Consider the following 18,070-nt stretch of genomic DNA (forward strand, 5'->3'; position numbering starts at 1 on the left):
ATTTTTGTGCAATGCACAAGAATGGCGCGAAGATGATCAGGCTTCGGCGCGCGCCAATTTCTGCCCGGCAATGTAGGCGTCGATCTCGTCGGGATCGAATATCTGGCCATCGAAGAAACCATCGGGGCCGAGCACCAGACTAGCGCCGGCGGAGCCGACGGGTGTGGCAGACGCCAGCGCGCCCTCGACCTTAGAATTGGCGCCGGGAAGTGCGACGCCGAGCGGCTTCAGCGCCGACCGGTAAAGATCGGGGCGGTAGCAGTCGCGGGCAATAGCGAGGTTTTCCGGCGTGTGCGCGACATGCCCCCAGCGCACCATCTGCGTATAGAACCACAGCGCGTGGCTCTTCCATGGAAAATTCGCTGCCTTGCCGAAAGGAAGAAAGAAGTCCTCAACGGTCAGTTCCGCGCCACCGCCCAGCGCGACATGTCCGGTCAGGATCGGCATCTGCAGCGCCGGCGAAAGACCAAGAACGGAAGGCTGCGCCATGAGGGCGGCCAGCTCGCCGCGGTTTGCCGGATTCTGGCACCAGCGGGCCGAATGATGCAGCGCGCGCAGCAGCGCCGCCAGCGCATCCGGATTCTGCTCCGCCCACGCCTTGCGCACGCCGACCACCTTTTCCGGGCTGTTGCGCCACAGCAGCGCCTTGATGGTGACGATATGGCCGGTGCCGGCGACGACCGAGGCGCTGTTCCAGGGTTCGCCGACGCAGTAGCCGTCGATCCTGCCGGCGGCGAGCGCGTCGGCCATGAAGGGCGGCGGCACGATGACGATTTCTATTTCGCGCGACGGATCGATGCCGCAGGCTGCGAGCCAGTAGCGCAGTTCGTAATTGTGTCCCGAGTGTGGATGCACGACCGCAAAGCGCAGCGGGTCGCGACCGGCATCTGCCCGCTCACGGATCAGCGCTCCCAAGGCCTTGCCGGCTCGCGCCGGATCGAGGTCGGGCAAGGCGCCGTGCGCGACCATGCCCGCCCAGAGCGTGTTCGAAACCGTCACGCAGTTGCCGCCCAGTCCCAGCGAGAACGGCACGATCGTGTCGGAGGCGAGCGGGGTGAGCCCCAGATTGCAGGCGATCGGCATCGGTCCCAGCATATGCGCCAGATCGAAATGCCCGATCGCGATGCGGTCGCGGATGTTGGCCCAGGATGTCTCGCGGCTGAGCGTCAGATCGACGCCTTCGCGCGCGGCAAAGCCGATCTCGCTCGCTGCAACAAGAACCGCGCTGTCGAACAGCGGTATGAAACCGGCATTGATCTGGTGTTCGGCCGCCATGCTCAACTCTCTCCGGGATCCAGAAGGCCTGCGGCCGTCACCAGACTCTGCGCGATTTCGCTGATTTTGCGGTTCTGGTTCATCGCGGTCTTACGCAGAAGCGCATAGGCTGCGTCCTCCGACAGGCCGCGCGACCTCATCAGGATGCCCTTGGCGCGGTCGATGACCTTGCGGTCCTCCAATTCACTGCGGGCTTCTTCGAGCTCGCGCGCCATCCGAGAGAAGGCGTTGAAGCGGCTGATCGCCATGTCGAGGATCGGCTTGACGCGCTCCTGGCGCAGCCCGTCGACGACATAGGCGGAGACCCCCGCCTCCACCGCAGCCTCGATCGAAGCCTGATCCGACCGGTCGACGAACATGGCGATCGGCCGCTTCACCACGCGCGAAAGCTGGAACATGTTTTCAAGCATGTCGCGGTTCGGATTTTCGAGATCGATGACGATTACATCCGGCTCGATCTCGGCAATGCGCCGCGCTATTCCCGCAACATCGTGAACGACCGTGACCTGCTCATGCCCGGCTTCCCGCAATCCCGCCTCGATAATGGAGGCGCGGATGTGGTTTTCATCGATCACCAGGACGGTGAGGGATTTTCGGATCATGCCGTATTTTGCGCACGCCGCGCGATTGTGCAATGCGGCACGGCAATAATTGACGCAGTCATCTCTTCGAATTCAGAGGGACCGCCATATGTTCGCGGAGCCGACCCGTTAAGCTTCTTTAAATACCATTAATAGGGCTGACTTTGGTTTTTGTATCCACTGCGCTATCTTCCAATTGCGAACCTTGTCTCGCTGCCTAGAAGATTGGAGGTTTCCATGGATCGGCGATCATTTTTGACAGGAATGTTTGGCCTTGCTGGGGCAGCAGCCCTTGTGAGCGCAGTTCGGCCTATCGACGCGATAGCCGGTGTACCGGACGCCAGAAGCGGCATTCTCGATGAACTCGACGCGCCGGATATAGAAACCTTCGAGGACGAAGATACTCAAGCAGAGCCGGTCCGCCATCGGCGGTGGCACCGCAGGCGGCGGCGCAGGCGGCGCGCTTGGAGAAGGGTCTGCCGTCGCTACTGGCGGAATGGCTATCGGCGCGTCCGGTGCCGTCGCAGGCGGGTTTGGGTCTGGGATTGGTATTATTAGCAAATAGTGTGCTGAAAACCCCGGTGGTTGCCGGGGTTTTCGCTTCAGGCGACCGCTAGGAATCCTGCGGCGGATGTCACCGCAAGGTGTCGGCTAGCAGAAATCCAGCGAACAGGAGGACCGACCGGTTTTGTGAGGCCTGCCAGTGATAGGCAGGCCTAAAGAGACTGATTTCCGTAGGAGAAGACTGGTGGAGCCAATCGGAATCGAACCGACGACCTCTTGAATGCCATTCAAGCGCTCTCCCAACTGAGCTATGGCCCCACTTCCGGCAGTCTACCGGCGCCGTTGCCGGCGAAGAGATCCGGCGCGGGTTGAGACCGCGCCGTTAGTGCAGGCGGCTTCTAACCCCGCCTTCCGTCAATATCAAGCCTTCAAGAGCGGCTTTTTCTTAAGACGCCGCGAAAGTCGGCGGGCGCTCGCGTCAGAGGCCGGATCAGACTTCGTCGTCGTCGTCGCCGACGCCGATCATGTCGGCGACATCGTCGTCTTCTTCCTCTTCGTCGGCGAGGAAAGTATCGTCGTCGTCATCGCCGAGATCCACATCGTCCTCGTCATCGCCGAGATCGGGCAGATCGTCGGCTTTCGCATCCTCGTCCGCCTCTTCGAGGGAGACGACCTCGACACCCTCTTCCTCCTCGGCGTCCGCTTCCTTCTCGGCAACTTCCTCTTCCTCCTCGATGGGGGCGACCTTGCCTTCCTCGAAATAGGAACGTGGATAGCTCTTGCCGGTATAGGGCGAGACGACCGGATCCTTGTTCAGGTCGTAGAATTTTTGACCCGTCTCGGGGTCGATGCGTTTGGTGCCAAGTTCGGGTTTTGCCACAGCAAGCCTCGTCGATGAAAGTTTGGTCCCCATAACCAGAGTTTACGGCGCTGTCAAAGCCTAAAGCCAACGTCATAAATCCCGGTGTTGAGAGACCTGTTGCAAGGGGATGACCATTTCGGTCCGCCGTGATACGAGACCGCCCAAACCAAAAGAAAAGGCCGGCTGCCGGCGTTTGATCCAGGGAAAACCCCATGTCGCACACTGCCGCCCCGAAACCGGCCACCGCTCGCAAATCGTCAGCGCTTTCAGGCACGGCGCGAGTGCCCGGCGACAAGTCGATCTCGCACCGCTCGTTCATGTTCGGCGGCCTCGCCTCCGGCGAGACCCGCATCACCGGCCTGCTGGAAGGCGAAGATGTCATGCGCACCGGCGCGGCGATGAAGGCGATGGGCGCGCATATCGAGAAGCACGGCACTGAGTGGGTGATCCGCGGCACCGGCAACGGCGCGCTGCTGCAGCCGGAAGGTCCGCTCGATTTCGGCAATGCCGGCACCGGCTCGCGCCTCACCATGGGCCTGGTCGGCACCTACGACATGGAAACGACGTTCATCGGCGACGCCTCGCTGTCCGGCCGGCCGATGGGCCGTGTGCTCGAGCCGCTGCGCCAGATGGGCGTGCAGGTGCTGAAGGCGACGCCCGGCGACCGCATGCCGATCACGCTGCACGGGCCCAAGCACGCAGCGCCCATCACCTACCGCGTGCCGATGGCCTCGGCGCAGGTGAAGTCGGCGGTGCTGCTCGCCGGGCTGAACACGCCCGGCGTCACCACCGTCATCGAGCCGGTGATGACGCGCGACCACACCGAGAAGATGCTGAAGGGATTCGGCGCCAATCTGTCGGTCGAGACCGATGAGCGCGGCGTGCGCCACATCTTCATCGAAGGCCAGGGCAAGCTCACGGGACAGACGATCGCGGTGCCGGGCGACCCGTCCTCGGCCGGCTTCCCGCTGGTGGCGGCGCTGATCGTGCCGGGCTCGGACATTACAATCGAAAACGTGCTTATGAACCCGACCCGCACCGGGCTTCTGTTGACGCTGCAGGAAATGGGCGCCCGGATCGACATTCTCGACCCGCGCAACGAAGGCGGCGAAGATGTCGCCGATCTGCGCGTGCGCTATTCCGAGCTGAAGGGCGTCACCGTGCCACCCGAACGGGCGCCGACGATGATCGACGAATATCCGGTGCTTGCGGTTGCGGCGAGCTTCGCCGAGGGCGAGACCCTGATGCTGGGGCTGGAAGAACTGCGGGTGAAGGAATCCGACCGGCTGTCGGCCGTCGCCGAAGGGCTGAAGCTCAACGGCGTCGACTGCACGGAGGGCGAGGCGACGCTTGCCGTACGTGGAAAACCCGGCGGCAAAGGGCTCGGCCAACACCCCAATGGGCACAACACCGTCGTCCAGACCCATCTCGACCACCGCATCGCCATGAGCTTTTTGATCATGGGACTGGCAACGGAAAAGCCTGTCACCATCGACGACCAGGCGATGATCGCGACCAGCTTTCCGGAGTTCATGGGGCTGATGAAGAGGCTGGGCGTGGAGATTGAGTGACAGTTGATGGCAATCAATAGCCTTGGAGGTTGGGGCCAAACTGGAACGTCGGCGGGACAGCGCCCCCCTCTGTCCTGCCGGACATCTCCCCCACAAGGAGGGAGATCGGCAGCTTCGGCGCTCCGCTCAATCCTGCAACGTAGACAATTGGCGAAAGCCGCGGTGACTGCCAATCTCCCCCCAAGTGGGGGAGATGTCCGGCAGGACAGAGGGGGGCGCGAAGGATCGCCACGCCTATCTGGATCATTGCGCTTTTCGGTTACGGTGGGCGGCGAATGACATCAACCTTCACCATCGCCATCGACGGCCCCGCCGGCGCCGGCAAAGGCACGCTGGCCCGCCGCCTGGCCGACCACTACCGGCTGAACCTGCTCGACACCGGCCTCACCTATCGCGCGGTGGCGCATGCGCTGCTTCGGCTCGGCCTGCCGCTCGACAATGTCTCGGCCGCCGAAACCGCTGCCCGCCAGGTCGATCTGGCAAAGCTCGACCGGTCGGTGCTGTCGGCGCATGCGGTCGGCGAGGCGGCCTCGAAAGTCGCTGTGTTCCCGTCGGTGCGGCGCATACTGGTCGAAAAGCAGCGTGAATTCGCCAAGGCGCCGCCCGGCGCGGTGCTCGACGGCCGCGACATCGGCACGGTGGTCTGCCCCGACGCCGACATAAAACTCTATGTGACGGCGAGCGCCGAGGTGCGGGCACAGCGACGGCTGGCCGAGATCGAGAGCATCGGCGGCACCGCCAATTTTGACGAGATCCTGGCCGATATCCTGCGCCGCGACGAGCGCGACATGGGCCGCGCCGACTCGCCGCTGAAGCCGGCCGCCGATGCGCACTTGCTCGACACGTCGGAAATGGCTATAGAAGCCGCGTTTCTTACGGCCAAGGCGATCATCGACGACGTTCTGGCCAAGAGAAACAAAGCCTGAGCCGGGATTTTCCACCCGTTGCCGATTGCCGGCGGCGAAAAGATACCCATCGGGCACGAACCAGCCTGCCAGCATTCTTCATGCGCCGGAATTGCCGCTTAGGCGGCCAAGGGCTTTTGCAAGCCCGGAACGCCGGCAGGCCACGCAACGCTAACCCACGGCGCCCGCCCCGCTTGAGATGCGGGGCACTCCAGGAGAAACTATGTCAGTTGCAAATCCCACTCGCGATGATTTCGCGAGCCTGCTCGAAGAATCTTTTTCCGCCGGCCATTCCGGCGAAGGCCAAGTCGTCAAGGGCACGATCACCGCGATCGAAAAGGACATGGCTATCATCGACGTCGGCCTCAAGGTCGAAGGCCGCGTGCCGCTGAAGGAATTCGGCGTCAAGGGCAAGGACTCGACGCTCAAGGTCGGCGACACGGTCGAGGTCTATGTCGAGCGCATCGAGAACGCGCTTGGCGAAGCGATGCTTTCCCGTGAAAAGGCCCGCCGCGAAGAGAGCTGGGTCCGTCTCGAAGAGAAGTTCACCAAGGGTGAGCGCGTCGAAGGCGTCATCTTCAACCAGGTCAAGGGCGGCTTCACCGTCGACCTCGACGGCGCCGTGGCCTTCCTGCCGCGCAGCCAGGTCGATATCCGCCCGATCCGCGACGTCTCGCCGCTGATGCACAATCCGCAGCCTTTCGAGATCCTCAAGATGGATCGCCGCCGCGGCAACATCGTGGTGTCACGCCGCACCGTGCTCGAGGAAAGCCGCGCCGAGCAGCGTTCGGAAATCGTGCAGAACCTCGAAGAGGGCCAAGTGGTCGAAGGCGTCGTCAAGAACATCACCGACTATGGTGCGTTCGTCGACCTCGGCGGCATCGACGGCCTGCTGCATGTCACCGACATGGCATGGCGCCGCGTCAACCATCCGACCGAAATCCTCAACATCGGCCAGACGGTCAAGGTGCAGATCATCCGCATCAACCAGGAAACCCATCGCATCTCGCTCGGCATGAAGCAGCTCGAGAGCGATCCGTGGTCCGAGATCGGAACGAAATTCCCGATCGGCAAGAAGATCAAGGGCACCGTCACCAACATCACCGACTACGGCGCGTTCGTCGAGCTGGAGCCGGGCATCGAGGGCCTCATCCACGTTTCGGAAATGTCGTGGACGAAGAAGAACGTGCATCCCGGCAAGATCCTCTCGACGACGCAGGAAGTCGACGTGGTGGTGCTCGAGGTCGATCCGGCCAAGCGCCGCATCTCGCTCGGCCTCAAGCAGACGCTCGAGAATCCGTGGCAGGCTTTCGCCAGCAGCCACCCGGTCGGCAGCCAGGTCGAGGGCGAGGTCAAGAACAAGACCGAGTTCGGCCTGTTCATCGGCCTCGAAGGCGATGTCGACGGCATGGTCCATCTTTCCGACCTCGACTGGACCCGTCCGGGCGAGCAGGTGATCGAGGAGTACAATCGCGGCGACATGGTCAAGGCGCAGGTGCTCGACGTCGACATCGACAAGGAGCGCATCTCGCTCGGCATCAAGCAGCTGGCCAAGGACACGGCCGGCGAGGCGGCGACTTCAGGCGAACTGCGCAAGAACGCGGTCGTCACCTGCGAGGTCACCGGCGTCAAGGATGGCGGTCTGGAAGTGCGGCTGGTCGACAGCGGCATCGAGACCTTCATCAAGCGCTCCGACCTCAGCCGCGACCGCGACGAGCAGCGCCCCGAGCGCTTCACGGTCGGCCAGAAGGTCGACGCCCGCGTCATCGCTTTCGACAAGAAGACCCGCAAGCTGCAGGTCTCCATCAAGGCGCTGGAAATCGCCGAGGAGAAGGAAGCGGTCGCCCAGTACGGCTCGACCGACTCCGGCGCTTCGCTGGGCGATATCCTGGGTGCCGCGCTGAAGAAGCAGGGCAGCTAAGTCTATAAACGCCGCGCCTCGCGCGCGGCCTGTACACGCAACCCGCGGGCCGAAAGGTCCGCGGGTTTTTTCATGGCCGCGAGGAGTCGCGCAATGTGACTGGGTGGTCCGGCAGCCGATCGTGCTTGAAACGGCCGACGGAGCCTATAGTCTGCCGCATCGGCCCGAAAGATCCGTCCTGGATATGTATGCGAAACGATCGGAGGCGCGAGCTCTGTGATCCGCACCGGTTTTAGCCTTGCAATCCTGTTGGTCGGCACGATCGCGGCATCGGCGGCGTTGCCACCCTACTGGCAACGACAGGCCGAGATCCAGGCCATAGTCGACAGCGGTGCCGTCGCCGGCGTACTGGAAAGCCGCGGCCCGATCGATGCGGTCGAGCGCGTGGGAAACGACCATTACCGGGTGCGGGCAGGCACTTGCGCACTCGACGTGCTGATCGTCGACGATACCAGCGCGGCCTTGATGCCGGGACCGCGCAAGTTCAAGCTCAAGCTCGGCGATCTCGTCTGCAATTGAGCCGCCGGATGACGCTGGTTTTCCAGCGAGCCATCCGCCCGATCCGATACCGGCAAATCAGGCCCTGCCGTAAAGCGGCACCAGAGTGCCGCTCATCGCCAGATTGGCCGGCGAAGCGAGATAGGCAATGGCCTCCGCGGCCGCTTCGAGGCTGACCCATTTGCCGAAATCGGCGGCCGGCATGTCAGCCCGGGTAGCTGGCGTGTCGAGCGTCGAGGGCGCGACCGCATTGACCAGGATGCCCTTGCCCTTGAGTTCTTCGGCCATCGCCACCGTCATTGCCGCGACCGCCGCCTTGCTAGCGGCATAGGCGACCATGCCGGACCCGCGGCGCAGGTCGAGCCCGGCGCGCGCCGTGACATTGACGATGCGGCCCGACACGGAAGATACCAGCATCGAGCGTATTGCCGCGCGGCAGCACAGGAAGGTGGTACGGGCGTTGGTGTCCATCATTTCGGCGAAGGAGGCGGGCTCGATCTTCTCGACCGGCGCGGCGGTGAAGCCGCCGGCCAGATGGATGGATGCCCACAAATCCGTAACACTGGCGTAGAATGCATCGACCTTGGCGGGGTCGGCGAGATCGACATTGTGCGCCAGCCGGACGCGCTCATGGGCCGGGAAGGGAAAATGCGCAGGCGCGGCAGCATGGGCATTGGGCACATGGCAGATCGCGCCCTCACCCAGCAGTTTGCCGACAACCGCGCCACCGAGCGCTCCGGTGCCGCCGGTCACCACAATATGTCTGCCGTCCAGTGTGTCCGTCATCTTCGACCGCTCCAGTCATTCATATGCCGCGCCGCCGCCGAAGGGTCGCGCCTTTCGCGCGATCACTCAACCAAAATCTCGATGACACAGCGTCGCTTGTGCGCGTCAAGCCGTCGGCTATCCATCGAAGATCGTATCTCCAAGCAGACGCTGCCACAGCACTCAATCGACAGTGATCTCGACGACATACGGCAGTCCGGTCGCCCGCGCGCGCTTAAGTGCGTCTGCCAGATGACCGGTGCCGGCGAGTCGCTCGGCGGCAATGCCATAGGCTTCGGCCAGCTTGCAGAAATCAGGCGGCGCCGGCGATACGCCGACCGGCTCGACGCCGACATCGAGCATCGAGGTTTCGATTTCGCGATAGCCGCGATTGTTCCAGACGACGAAGATCACCGGCGCCGCAGCATCGAGCGCGGCTCCCAGTTCCGGCAGCGTGAACTGAAACCCACCGTCGCCGGTGAGACAAACGACCGGCGCATCGGGCACGGCAAGGGCCGCACCGATCGCGGCCGCCGGACCATAGCCCAGCGCGCCGAAGCCGGTGGCGGCGTTGAACCAGCCGCCCGGGCGGTCGTGGTCGTAATAGAGGTTGGCGGCATAGACCGGCTGGGTCGAATCGCCGACGATGATCGAGCCCGGCAATGCATCACGGATCACCTCGACGGCGCGGGTTTGCGCTTGGAGACCCGGGCTGATTTCGGCGAACGCGGCTTGCCTGGTCGCAGCGGCGCGAGCCTGACCGTCGCCCGATGGCGCCTGGTCCCTACCAATTTCTGAAAGCAGCGCCTTGAGGGCTACGCCACAATCGGCCTGGATCGAAATCGTAGCTGGTCGGCGGGCAAGCTGGTCGGCGCCGATGTCGATGCGGATGAGATTGGTAGGCAGGACAAAGCCGCCATCGCCATATCCGTCATAGTCGGTCGGGCCAAACTCGGTGCCGGCGGCGATGACCAGGTCGGCGTCGGCAATCAGCGCGCGCACCGCCTTCAGGCTGGGGCTGGCCGGCACGGCAAGCGAATGGCGGTGCAGCAAGCCGCGGGCATTGGCGGTCTGAACCACTGGTGCTCCCAGCCTTTCGGCGAGGCGCTGCAACGGCGCTTCGGCTCTCCTGGCGCCGCCGCCGGCAAGGATCAGCGGTCGGCGGGCAGCCGCGCAAAGTCTTGCCGCCTCTGCTATCGCCGCCGCATCCGGTTCGGGCGGCGCTACATTCGTCAGCAAAGCCGCGATGCCGTCGGCCGGCTTGACCATAATATCGGTTGGGATCTCAATATGGACCGGACCGGGACGCGAGGACGAAAACAGGGCGAAGGCGCGGGCGAGCACGCCGGGCAGTTCGCCAGCCTCGGTGACACGGTGCGAGAACAGCGCGACCTTCTCCATCATGCCGCGCTGGTCGGGCAGCTCGTGCAGATGGCCGAGGCCCTTGCCCAGCGTCGGCGTGGCGTTGACCCCCGAGATCACCAGCATCGGGACCGAATCGGCACGGGCCTGGCCCATGGCGGTTATGGTGTTGGTCAGCCCCGGCCCGGTGATGACGAAGGCGACACCCGGCCTGCCGCTAGCGCGCGCATAACCGTCGGCCATGAAGCCGGCGCCCTGCTCATGGCGCGGCGTGACGTGGCGAATCTTCGAGCGCGCCAGCCCGCGATAGAGCTCGACCGTATGCACACCCGGAATGCCGAAGACGGTGTCTACACCATGGGCTTCGAGCAAAGTGATGAGCGCTTCGCCGACCGTCGTCATTGTCTGAGCACCGGACGTGTGAGGCAAGTCGGGCCGCCCTCGCAGGCGATACACAGCGCGTCCGCCTCGAAGGTCGAAACCCGGCAGCCGGCGGCCGCCATGGCCGCAGCCGTTTTCGGGAAGCCGGCAACGGCGATCACGTCGCGCGGCGCGGTCGGCAGCACATTGAGGCTGAGACCGTGGGAGGCGAAGAACTCCTCGGCGTCGCCCTCGACCAGGCGAATGCCGCACGCCCGAAGCATCTGGTAGAAGGCAGCTGGCAAAAGCGGCGCATAGACCAGCGCCAGATCGTCGGCGAGCGGACTGATCACCGACATCAGATGCAGGCACGCCTCCTCGCCATGCCATAGCGGCAGGTCGTAACCGTAGACCTGGATACCTTTGGGTGAGAGCAGGTTGGCGAGTTGCTGGATGCCCTCCTGGTTGGTGCGCACGCCGCGGCCGACGGCCAGAGTCCTTGCGTCCAGCCAGACGCAGTCGCCGCCCTCGACCTGTCCGGGATGCTCGATGCGGCCGAGGATCGGCACGCCCATGCGCCTGTAGGCCGCCTCGTGCAGGCCGGGCTCGGCCCGGCGCAGCGCCTTGCCCATGGCAAGGATGATGGCGCCGTGGTCGGTCATCAGCGACGGATCGTGGGTGAAGACGGAATCGGCAAGCCCGTCGTCGGCGTCGGTCAGCCATTCGATCTCGGCGCCAGATGCCGAAACCAGCGTCGTCAGCGCCTCATGCTGGGCAGCCGCCTTTTGCGGATCGAAGCCGGGGCCATAGTGCCATTCCGATGCTTCGGCGCGGTGCATGGCGCTTGCGGCGGACCGCATCAGCACGCGCTGCAGGGGTCCGACCATGGACTGCGACCCGTATGCTCTACCCACCAAGTGCTCCTGAAACATCCCATCCAGCCAATAGCCACTCAGCGAGCCGTGATCAATGGTCCAAAAAGCATGGTTGACGGAGGCAAGCGGAACGGTCCATCTTGAGCATGAGAAGTCTGTCCAGTGATGGGTAATGAGTAAAAGATTCCAGCAGCGACGGGTCCAGCCGCTTCGTGAGGCACCGAAAAGGTGATAACGCAAGGCACGGCCCCCGCCCTGAAGCACACGGCGCAGAACAGCGCCGCCGAAGCCATCCATGTCGAGAACCTGCACAAGAAATTCGGCGAACTGCATGTGCTGAAGGGTGTTTCGCTGTCGGCGCGCGACGGCGAGGTCATCGCTATCATCGGCGGCAGCGGCTCGGGCAAGTCGACGCTGCTGCGCTGCATCAATTGCCTGGAGAATCCGACCAGCGGCATCGTCCGCGTCAATGGCGAGGAGATCCGGATGAAGGCCGATAGCCATGGCCACACGGTTCCCGCCGACCGCAAGCAGATCGAGCGCATCCGCTCCAAGCTCGGCATGGTCTTCCAGAACTTCAATCTGTGGAGCCACATGACGCTGATCGAGAACGTCATCGAGGTTCCGGTGCATGTTCTTGGCGTCAAGCGCGACGTGGCTATCGCCGAGGCCGAAAAGCTGCTCGCCCGCGTCGGCCTGGCCGAAAAGCGCGACGTCTATCCGGCCTATCTGTCGGGTGGCCAGCAGCAGCGTGCGGCCATCGCCCGGGCGCTGGCCATCAATCCGCGCGTCATGCTGTTCGACGAGCCGACCTCGGCGCTCGACCCGGAACTGATCGGCGAGGTGCTGAAGGTGATCGGCGATCTGGCGCGCGAGGGCCGCACCATGGTGCTGGTCACCCATGAGATGAAGTTTGCCCGCGAGGTCGCGACGCATGTCGTCTATCTCTATAACGGGTTGGTCGAGGAAGAGGGACCGCCGGAGCAGATCTTCGGCGCTCCGAAATCCGAAAGGCTGAAGCAATTCATCCGCAACATCGGTTAGGCCGAGGCGGATGGACAAACGGGAACAACAACAAACTGGGAGTTAATGAAATGAAGACCGTTCTGAAGACATTTGCCGCGGCGCTGTTGCTCGGCGTTGCCGCGATGGGCGTGGCCAAGGCCGATCCGGTCAAGATCGGTGTCGCCGCCGAACCTTATCCGCCGTTCACCTCGCCGGATGCCTCGGGCAAATGGGTCGGCTGGGAGATCGAATTCATCGACGCGGTCTGCGCCGAGCAGAAGCTCGACTGCGTTATCACGCCTGTCGCCTGGGACGGCATCATCCCGGCGCTGACGACCAAGAAGATCGACGTTATCGCCAGCTCCATGTCGATCACCGACGAGCGCAAGAAGACGATCGACTTCTCCGACAAATATTACAACACGCCGACGGCCATCATCGGTCCGAAGGACCAGAAGTTCGGCGCTTCCCCGGAAGATCTCAAGGGCAAGATCATCGGCGTCCAGGTTTCGACCGTGCATGCCGACTACGTCAAGAAGCACTTCACCGAAGCCGCGGAAATCAAGGAATATCAGACCCAGGACGAGGCCAATCAGGATCTTGCCGCCGGTCGCGTTGATGCGGTGCAGGCCGATTCTATCGCGCTCGATGCCTTCCTGAAATCGGATCAGGGCAAGCAATGCTGCGATATGAAGGGCACGGTCGCGCCGGATCTGGCAATCCTCGGGCCCGGCGTCGGCGCTGGCGTCCGCAAGGAAGACACCGAGCTGAAGGAGAAGATCAACGCCGGCATCAAGGCGATCCGCGCCAACGGCAAATATGACGAGATTTCGAAGAAATACTTCGATTTCGACATTTACGGCGCCGACACACAGTCGAACTGACGGCATCCCTGAGCGAATAACCACGCGGCGCGGACAGCGCGCCGTGTGGCTTCGTCGAAATCCACCCATGCAAGCTTTCCGCTGACGGTATCGCCAGCGGTTTTGGCGCCAGCAATTCGGGGGCGACGCTGATCGACGCATTTCTTCCGGCCTCTGCGGCCCGCATCATCGAACTTCTTTCGCCGACGCCGCCTGGCTGGGGCGGAACACTTCTGGTCGGACTTCTCCACTCCGTCGAGATCGCCGCCGGTGCGTTCGGCCTCGGCCTCGTGATCGGCATTTGCGGTGCGTATGGCAAGCTCTACGGCGGACCCGTGGTGCGCGATCTGCTGGCGGTCTACACGACGATCGTCCGCGCCGTGCCGGAGCTGGTGCTGATCCTGCTGCTCTATTATGCCGGCACCGATTTGATCAACCAGTTGCTGACGGCGATGGGGTATCAGCGCATCGACATCAGCGGGCTGGTGGCCGGCATTGCCGTGCTCGGCTTCGTCCAGGGCGCCTATTCGACCGAGGTGATGCGCGGCGCGATCCTTGCCATCCCACAAGGCCAGATCGAGGCCGCAAGAGCCTTTGGCATGTCTCCCGGCCTCCTGCTGCGACGCATCACGCTGCCGGCGATGCTGCCCTTCGCTATACCAGGCCTTGCCAATCTCTGGCTGATCGCCACCAAGGACACCGCCCTGCTCGCAGTCGTCGGCTTCTTCGAACTGACATTGGCCACGCGGCAAGCGGCGGGCGTAACCAAAGCCTATCTCACATTCTTCCTCGCCGCAGGCATGATCTATCTTCTGTTGACGCTGGTCTCCAATCTGATCATCGGCCGCATCGAGGCCCGGGCCCGGCGCGGCATGCCTTCCGTCAAGGAGGCGCGTTGATGGCTGTCGAAGCGACCATCGTCAACGTAGCCGCCGGCGCGTCGCTGTGGCTGCAGCCGCACCGCATCGTGCTGGTCCTGATCGGGCTGGCTCTGGTTCTGGCCGCCGCCTTCTTCATGCGCTGGGACTGGCTGCCGCAATATTATGAAATGGCGCTTGTCGGGATCTGGCGCACGCTCTGGATTCTCGCCGTCACCTGCATACTGGGCTTCACGCTCGCAGTGCCGCTCGGGCTGGCGCAGGCGGCCGGCCCCTTCTGGCTCGCGGCGCCCGCAAAGACTTTCTGCACCGTGATCAGGGGAACGCCGCTGCTGCTGCAGCTCTGGCTGCTCTACTATGGGCTCGGCTCGCTGTTTCCACAGTATCCATGGATTCGCGAATCCTGGATGTGGCCGTATCTCAGGCAAGCGTGGCCCTACGGCGTCCTGGCGCTGACCTTGTCCTTCGCCGGTTATGAGGGCGAGGTGATGCGAGGCGCCTTTGCCGGGGTGCCGAAGGGCCAGCTCGAGGCCGCCCGCGCGTTCGGCATGAGCCGCTGGAAGATCCTCCGGCGGATCTGGCTGCCGCAAGCCTTTTACCGGGCGCTGCCGACGCTGACCGGCGAAACCGTGCTGCAGTTGAAATCGACGCCGCTGGTGGCGACCATCAGCGTGATCGACATCTTCGCCGTCTCGTCCAAGGTGAGGCAGGGCACCTTCCTCACCTATGAACCCTTGCTGCTCCTGGCGTTGATCTATATGGCGATCACCGGCATCCTGGTCTTCGCCCTCGGCAAGATCGAGGCGCGGATCCCGAACAAGATCGGCTAGGGTTTTTAGTGAGTAGTCGGTAGTGAGTAGTGCGTAGGCAGTCGCTCACACTACTCACTAAATCCCTACTCACTACTCACTAGAGGCACTCACAATGCAACTCAGTCTCGACCAGGCGACAGGGCTGTGCCGGATGGCGGCGCTCGGCGCCGGCGCCAATGAAGAAGCGGCGCAGTCGCTCGCAGCCTCCATCGTAGCGGCCGAAGCGGAAGGTCTGTCGACGGTCGGGCTGTCGCATTTCATCGACTATCTCGAAGCGCTGGAGGCCGGCCGCATCGACGGCAAGGCGGAGCCGGTCATCACCAGGCCGGCTTTGGCGATCTATCTCTCCGACGCGCGTGGCGGTCTGGCGCATACGGGCTTCGACCGCACGATCGACGGTCTCGCCAAGGCGGCGCGCCTGTTTGGCGTCGCCATCTTTTCGCAGAAGAACGCCTATACATGCGGCGCACTCGGCTATTTCACCGGGCGGCTGGCCGCGCAGGGGCTGGTGTCCTTCGCCGCGACCAACGGACCGGCTGTGCTTGCCGGCTCGGGCTCGGTCAAGCCGGTCTACTGCACCAACCCGATGTCCTTCGCCGCGCCCGCCGCCGACGGAGCGCCACTGGTCATCGACCAATCGTCGAGCGCCACGGCTTTCGTCAACATCCGCAAGGCGGCCGAGGACGGCAAGAAAATTCCCGAAGGCTGGGCCTTGGACGTCAGCGGCAACCCGACCACCGATCCCGCTGCCGCCATGAAAGGCGCGATGCTTGCTTTCGGTGGCCAGCGCGGCGCCAACATCGCGCTGATGGTCGAAGTGCTGGCGGCGGGCCTGTCGGGCGCCAACTGGTCGCTCGATGCGCCATGGTTCACCGACGGTCCGGACAGTCCAGGAACCGGCCTCTTCGTGCTGGCCGTCGAGCCCAAGCTGCTCGATCCGGATTTCGAGAAGCGCATGAAGGACCAGCTCGACCGGTTGCGGCGCCGCTACGGCGTGCATGTTCCCGGCCGCGCCCGAGCCGAAGCGGCGGAGAAGGCGGCGGCACGGGGCATAACGGCGCCCAAGGCCGTGGTGCAACGCATCTCCGAATTCGCCGCCCGGTATTCTTCCTGAAAAGTTTGTCTGCGATTTTTTTCGCGGTCGTTGAACCTTTTCGCGCGGTGCCGCGACCAATGCCTGTCCGGGGTGGGGTTTGCCCGGGCGGTGACATCCGGTCCCGATGTGTCCAAGGCTGAGGCGGGCGTCTCACGTCGTCCTGATACCGTCTCAGGTCAGGCCGCCTCGTCGGACCTTGACGCCGACCATGGAAGTCACCCGGAAAACCCCGCTTCGGCGGGGTTTTCTGCGTTCTCTCGGATCTGATCGGTTAACATGCCTGTTTTGGTCAACTTTTGTTCATTTGACTTTAACCGAGGTGGTCGGGTGTTTGCGCCGAGCAGCAAAAGAGGAACCCCAATGTCCGCAAGCACCGACAATTCCAGCAGATGCCTTTTCTTCCCAGCGCTTGGCAGCCTCTATGCGGCGCTGAACACCGCCTCCGAAACCATCCTGCGTGCCGTGGCCGGCATCTTCCTCACCATCCATGGCTCGCACAAGATCACCGATCCGTTCGGCGCAGCCGAGATGGTCGAAGGCCTCGGCTTCTATCCCGGCGCATTTTGGTCTCTGCTGCTGGCCTGCACCGAGTTCTTCGGCGGCATTTTCATCGCCATCGGCCTACTGACCCGCCCGGCCGCTTTCGCCGGAATGTTCGTGCTTCTGGTGACGGTGTGGTTCCACTGGGTCACCATGGGTCAGGGTTTTTCCGGCGCCGAGAAATCGCTGCTGTGGGCGGCGATCCTGTTCTTCTTCGTCATCCGCGGCGGCAACCGCCAATCGACCGACGCGCGCATCGGCAGAGCGTTCTGAACCAGCCGAAGCAGAGGCATCGGCGACAATTGATCGCCCTTTGCCTTTGATGCGAAACCGATTATGAAACGGCTTCAGCCAAGCCCCAGTAGATCTGGGCCCCAGTAAATCTGGAAACTGCGCCGGAGCCAGCAATGACCGAAATCCTGCAGACCCCAAAGCTCGTCGTCGTGTTTGGCGGCTCCGGCTTTGTCGGCCGCCACGTGGTGCGGGCGCTGGCCAGGCGCGGTTATCGCATCAGGGTCGCCTGCCGCCGGCCCGATCTCGCCGGCCATCTGCAGCCGCTCGGCAATGTCGGCCAGATCCAGCCGGTGCAGGCCAATGTTCGCGTGCGCTGGTCGGTAGACCGCGCCGTGCAGGGCGCCGACCATGTCGTCAACCTGGTGGCGATCCTGCATGAGAGCGGCCGGCAGAAATTCACATCCGTCCACGAATTCGGCGCCCGCGCCGTCGCCGAAGCGGCGCGCGCCGTCGGCGCCGGCCTCACCCATATCTCGGCGCTGGGCGCCGATCTGAACGCGCAATCGGACTATGCGCGCACCAAGGCGCTCGGTGAGAAAGCGGTCCTGGAAACCATCGGCGATGCCGTCATCTTGCGGCCGTCGATCAATTTCGGGCCGGAGGACAGCTTCTTCAACCGCTTCGCCAACATGGCGCGTTATTCGCCGGTGCTGCCGCTGATCGGCGGCGGGCAGACCAAATTCCAGCCGGTCTATGTCGGCGATGTCGCCGAAGCGGTGGCGCGCTCGGTCGATGGCAAGGTCCAGGGCGGCCGGGTCTATGAGCTTGGCGGACCGCAGGTGCTGACCTTCAAGGAATGCATGCAGGAAATGCTTGCCATGATCGACCGCAAACGGCTTCTGGTGTCGGTGCCGTGGTGGGTGGCGAACATGCAGGCATCGATCCTCGGGCTTTTGCCCAATCCGCTGCTGACCAAGGATCAGGTCCTGCAGCTGCGCGAGCACAACATCGTGTCGGACGCGGCCACCAGGGAAGACACGACGCTCGCCGGCCTCGGCATCCAGCCGCAGTCGATCGGCAGTATCCTGCCGAGCTATCTCTGGCGCTACCGCGCCGCCGGCCAGTTCCAGCGCAAGACAGCGGCTTAGCCAATCAGGCGCTCC

Annotated in this window: 17 protein-coding genes and 1 tRNA gene; 11 read left to right on the forward strand and 7 right to left on the reverse strand. The window is 63.7% G+C overall.

What is annotated here, in order from left to right; genetic code table 11:
- Positions 1 to 36: 36 nt before the first annotated feature.
- The 4 genes from EJ075_RS07465 to EJ075_RS07485 all read right to left on the reverse strand — a co-directional run bounded on the left by EJ075_RS07465 (position 37) and on the right by EJ075_RS07485 (position 3,240).
- Complete coding sequence (locus EJ075_RS07465; protein ID WP_164547054.1) at positions 37 to 1,275, reverse strand: CmpA/NrtA family ABC transporter substrate-binding protein; 1,239 nt, start codon at positions 1,273 to 1,275, stop codon at positions 37 to 39.
- A gap of 2 nt (positions 1,276 to 1,277) precedes the next feature.
- Positions 1,278 to 1,877, reverse strand: coding sequence for an ANTAR domain-containing response regulator (locus EJ075_RS07470; RefSeq protein ID WP_095484340.1), 600 nt, complete (start codon positions 1,875 to 1,877; stop codon positions 1,278 to 1,280).
- Between the two features lie 725 nt (positions 1,878 to 2,602).
- Positions 2,603 to 2,678, reverse strand: a tRNA-Ala gene (locus tag EJ075_RS07480).
- 172 nt (positions 2,679 to 2,850) lie between these two features.
- Positions 2,851 to 3,240: a TIGR02300 family protein gene (locus tag EJ075_RS07485; RefSeq protein WP_095485047.1), complete on the reverse strand. Its 390-nt coding sequence runs from the start codon at positions 3,238 to 3,240 to the stop codon at positions 2,851 to 2,853.
- A 194-nt stretch (positions 3,241 to 3,434) separates the two neighbouring features.
- Between EJ075_RS07485 and aroA the strand changes: the two genes are divergently transcribed.
- From aroA to EJ075_RS07510, 4 genes are all read left to right on the forward strand, one after another.
- Positions 3,435 to 4,793 carry a 3-phosphoshikimate 1-carboxyvinyltransferase gene (gene aroA / locus EJ075_RS07490; protein WP_126103907.1) on the forward strand — a complete coding sequence of 453 codons (1,359 nt, stop codon included), beginning with the start codon at positions 3,435 to 3,437 and terminating at the stop codon, positions 4,791 to 4,793.
- Positions 4,794 to 5,068: 275 nt separating this feature from the next.
- Complete coding sequence (gene cmk, locus EJ075_RS07500) at positions 5,069 to 5,719, forward strand: (d)CMP kinase (protein WP_095484343.1); 651 nt, start codon at positions 5,069 to 5,071, stop codon at positions 5,717 to 5,719.
- Between the two features lie 202 nt (positions 5,720 to 5,921).
- Positions 5,922 to 7,619 (forward strand): 30S ribosomal protein S1, encoded by a 1,698-nt coding sequence (rpsA, locus tag EJ075_RS07505; RefSeq protein WP_095484345.1) that lies wholly within the window; start codon positions 5,922 to 5,924, stop codon positions 7,617 to 7,619.
- A gap of 216 nt (positions 7,620 to 7,835) precedes the next feature.
- On the forward strand, positions 7,836 to 8,138 hold the full coding sequence (locus tag EJ075_RS07510; RefSeq protein ID WP_126103908.1) for a hypothetical protein: 303 nt from the start codon (positions 7,836 to 7,838) through the stop codon (positions 8,136 to 8,138).
- Between the two features lie 57 nt (positions 8,139 to 8,195).
- Here the strand turns inward: EJ075_RS07510 and EJ075_RS07515 are convergent, their stop codons facing one another.
- The 3 genes from EJ075_RS07515 to EJ075_RS07525 all read right to left on the reverse strand — a co-directional run bounded on the left by EJ075_RS07515 (position 8,196) and on the right by EJ075_RS07525 (position 11,491).
- Positions 8,196 to 8,903, reverse strand: a complete 708-nt coding sequence (locus tag EJ075_RS07515; RefSeq protein WP_126103909.1) for an SDR family NAD(P)-dependent oxidoreductase — start codon at positions 8,901 to 8,903, stop codon at positions 8,196 to 8,198.
- Positions 8,904 to 9,065: 162 nt separating this feature from the next.
- The gene (locus EJ075_RS07520; protein ID WP_126103910.1) at positions 9,066 to 10,646 is read right to left on the reverse strand and encodes a 5-guanidino-2-oxopentanoate decarboxylase; all 1,581 of its coding nucleotides are present in this window, start codon (positions 10,644 to 10,646) and stop codon (positions 9,066 to 9,068) included.
- Entirely contained in the window at positions 10,643 to 11,491 is an 849-nt protein-coding gene (locus EJ075_RS07525; RefSeq protein ID WP_126107268.1) for an arginine deiminase family protein, read from the reverse strand. Before EJ075_RS07525 ends, EJ075_RS07520 begins: the two co-directional genes overlap by 4 nt.
- A 219-nt stretch (positions 11,492 to 11,710) precedes the next feature.
- Here EJ075_RS07525 and EJ075_RS07530 point away from each other — a divergent pair, with 219 nt between their 5' ends.
- The 7 genes from EJ075_RS07530 (at position 11,711) to EJ075_RS07560 (ending at position 18,055) form a co-directional block, all read left to right on the forward strand.
- Complete coding sequence (locus EJ075_RS07530) at positions 11,711 to 12,523, forward strand: ABC transporter ATP-binding protein (RefSeq protein WP_126107269.1); 813 nt, start codon at positions 11,711 to 11,713, stop codon at positions 12,521 to 12,523.
- A gap of 50 nt (positions 12,524 to 12,573) precedes the next feature.
- Positions 12,574 to 13,368 carry a transporter substrate-binding domain-containing protein gene (locus tag EJ075_RS07535; RefSeq protein ID WP_095484352.1) on the forward strand — a complete coding sequence of 265 codons (795 nt, stop codon included), beginning with the start codon at positions 12,574 to 12,576 and terminating at the stop codon, positions 13,366 to 13,368.
- A gap of 212 nt (positions 13,369 to 13,580) precedes the next feature.
- Entirely contained in the window at positions 13,581 to 14,246 is a 666-nt protein-coding gene (locus tag EJ075_RS07540; RefSeq protein WP_095484354.1) for an ABC transporter permease, read from the forward strand.
- Entirely contained in the window at positions 14,246 to 15,055 is an 810-nt protein-coding gene (locus EJ075_RS07545; RefSeq protein ID WP_126103911.1) for an ABC transporter permease, read from the forward strand. The genes EJ075_RS07540 and EJ075_RS07545 overlap by 1 nt, the downstream gene beginning before the upstream one ends.
- A gap of 94 nt (positions 15,056 to 15,149) precedes the next feature.
- The gene (locus EJ075_RS07550; protein WP_126103912.1) at positions 15,150 to 16,151 is read left to right on the forward strand and encodes an Ldh family oxidoreductase; all 1,002 of its coding nucleotides are present in this window, start codon (positions 15,150 to 15,152) and stop codon (positions 16,149 to 16,151) included.
- A 342-nt stretch (positions 16,152 to 16,493) separates the two neighbouring features.
- The gene (locus EJ075_RS07555) at positions 16,494 to 16,946 is read left to right on the forward strand and encodes a DoxX family protein (RefSeq protein WP_126103913.1); all 453 of its coding nucleotides are present in this window, start codon (positions 16,494 to 16,496) and stop codon (positions 16,944 to 16,946) included.
- Between the two features lie 134 nt (positions 16,947 to 17,080).
- Positions 17,081 to 18,055, forward strand: coding sequence for an NAD-dependent epimerase/dehydratase family protein (locus tag EJ075_RS07560; protein WP_126103914.1), 975 nt, complete (start codon positions 17,081 to 17,083; stop codon positions 18,053 to 18,055).
- Positions 18,056 to 18,070: the final 15 nt, after the last annotated feature.

Origin of the sequence: Mesorhizobium sp. M6A.T.Cr.TU.016.01.1.1 (genome assembly GCF_003952585.1) — a bacterium.
GTDB lineage: Bacteria > Pseudomonadota > Alphaproteobacteria > Rhizobiales > Rhizobiaceae > Mesorhizobium > Mesorhizobium mediterraneum.